We start from the raw sequence: 1,953 nt of genomic DNA, 5'->3' as shown, positions 1-1,953 counted from the left end.
CCAGCGTGTAGGCCATTTCGGCGCCCTCGCCATCACCGCCCACCAGCGGCAGGTGGTAACCGGGCAGGTGCAGCGAGGCCTGCAGCCAGCGCGAGAAATTCTCGACATCGCCGGCACCGAACGAACAGGTCGGGTTGCGCTCGCGCTTGAGCACCCCGCGCAGGTGGCTGATGTCCACGGCAGCCACCAGCGCACCATCGCCGCGCAGCGCCTCGATCGGCAGGCGGCTGGTGTCGCCGCCGGCAGTGGGCTCATGGAACCAGATGACCACGCGCTGCGGCGTCCCCGCCGGCATGTGCACCGGTATCTGGTCGAAACGCCCGTGGCTGAACTGCTGCACATTCGCCGCCGCCATGGCCGGCAGCGCCGCCAGCGCCAGCACCACACCCATTGCCCCGCCCAGCCCTGCTCGCTTCATGTCGCATCCCCGGTGGAATGCGCACACGATACGCCGCCTCCACGTGCACGGCACGTACCCGTGCAGGCCGTTGGCGTTTCAGCCAACGGTGGTGCCACGGCCGCGGCGGTACATCGCCACCGCCAGCGACAGCAGCCAGCCGACGATGATCACGATGACGGTCTTCTGGCCCAGGCCACGCGGCGGCCCCGCCCGCCACAGCACGTGCAGCCACAGCAGGGCGAACGCCAGCCATGCCCAGGCCCACAGCAGGGCAGCACTGCGCTGCCAGCCCGGCTCGCGGCGCAGGTACCACGCCTGCAGCAGCATGCCCACGCTGGCACAGAGGAAGGCGGTGTTGGCGGCCAGGCCATGCACCAGCGGTGCCAGCAACGGCGTGGCCTCGGGCAACCAGCTGTCGCCGATGGACACGGTGGCCAGACCGAGCGCGGCCACCATGAACAACAGCGGTGCGGCCGCACTGCGGCGCGGGCCGACGCTGTGCCGGTAGAGCGCGATGCCGAGCACGGCGATGGCCAGCGCGAGCAGGCAATAGGCGCTGCGCAGCGCCAGCCCCCACGGACCATGCAGATAGAGGCTCAACGTCGCCTGCACCCAGTCCAGATCGGTACGGACGAACTGGGTCCACACCGCAGTGGCAATGAACAGCAACAGTGCAACGACGGCGAGCACAGCCGCCGGCCGCGCACGGGTCATGGCGACGGCTCCGGGTGGCGTGCCTTCCATTCGGCCAGCGCCTGGCGGTAGCGCTGCAGCTCTTCCGAATACAGGTCGAGCACGCACAGCGGGCAGCCGCTGCCGCAGCATTCGTTGGGGCCGGGTTCTTCCGGCGGCAGCGGACGCGGATCGGGATCAGGCGCAGAGGCGGACACAGGGTCGGTCACGGGCAGGCACGGCGTTGCAGGAAGGTCAGATGCGCAGTGTACCGGTCCCGCTCAGGCGTCCAGCTGCCGCTGCAGGTTCGCCCGCGCCGCCGCATCCAGCCGCTGGTGGAAGAAATCGCTGAGGAAGATGCGCGGTGCGCGCAGCAGGCCCTGCAGGAAACGGCGGCGGCCGGCGCGGAACAGGAAGCCGGGCACCACGCCGCTGTACTCCTCGGCCACGCCGCGATCGTAGGCGGCGAATACCGCTTCGGGCGCGGCGAGGATGGCCATGTCGCAGTCCAGGAACAGGGCGGCCTCGGCATCCACATCCTCCGGGCCCAGTTCACCGTGGCGCGCAGTCAGCAGGATCAGCTGCTGCACCCGCGCTGCATCCACCGCGGCCAGCTCCGGCGCGTGCGCGATGGCCTGCACGGCCAGTGCAGCCGAACGCGCTTCGTTGTCCTTGCGCCCGGCCTGGTAGATCGCATCGTGGTACAGCACGGCCAGATACACCTCGGCCGGCTGCTGCCAGCCCGGGCCGTCGGCGACCTCCTGGCAGTGCTGCAGCACCGCGCGTACATGGCCGAAGTGATGGTAGGCGCGCGGCGGCGTCGCATAGGCATCCTGCAGCGTCTGCCACTGCGCCGGTGCAAGCGGGATCGGGGCGAAATC

The 1,953-nt window shown here is 70.4% G+C and carries 3 protein-coding genes and 1 pseudogene; all 4 read right to left on the bottom strand.

The genetic code is table 11. From position 1 onward, the window contains the following. Positions 1 to 418 (bottom strand): annotated as a pseudogene (locus tag ACQKDV_RS19260) (virulence factor family protein); the annotation flags it as partial. Between the two features lie 78 nt (positions 419 to 496). After that, positions 497 to 1,114 (bottom strand): DUF998 domain-containing protein, encoded by a 618-nt coding sequence (locus tag ACQKDV_RS19255; protein ID WP_427785831.1) that lies wholly within the window; start codon positions 1,112 to 1,114, stop codon positions 497 to 499. Then, complete coding sequence (locus ACQKDV_RS19250) at positions 1,111 to 1,290, bottom strand: oxidoreductase-like domain-containing protein (protein ID WP_427785833.1); 180 nt, start codon at positions 1,288 to 1,290, stop codon at positions 1,111 to 1,113. Before ACQKDV_RS19250 ends, ACQKDV_RS19255 begins: the two co-directional genes overlap by 4 nt. Before the next feature lie 63 nt (positions 1,291 to 1,353). After that, positions 1,354 to 1,941 (bottom strand): HD domain-containing protein, encoded by a 588-nt coding sequence (locus tag ACQKDV_RS19245; RefSeq protein WP_427785832.1) that lies wholly within the window; start codon positions 1,939 to 1,941, stop codon positions 1,354 to 1,356. Between the last annotated feature and the right edge of the window lie 12 nt (positions 1,942 to 1,953).

Source organism: Stenotrophomonas sp. NPDC077659, assembly GCF_050268705.1.
GTDB lineage: Bacteria > Pseudomonadota > Gammaproteobacteria > Xanthomonadales > Xanthomonadaceae > Stenotrophomonas.
Note: the sequence above shows the minus strand (reverse complement) of the source record. Positions and strands in the feature narration are given on the sequence as shown.

Coding starts and splice junctions, on each gene's coding strand:
- ACQKDV_RS19255 (WP_427785831.1), bottom strand. CDS start 1,114: ATGACCCGTGCGCGGCCGGCGGCTGTGCTCGCCGTCGTTGCACTGTTG.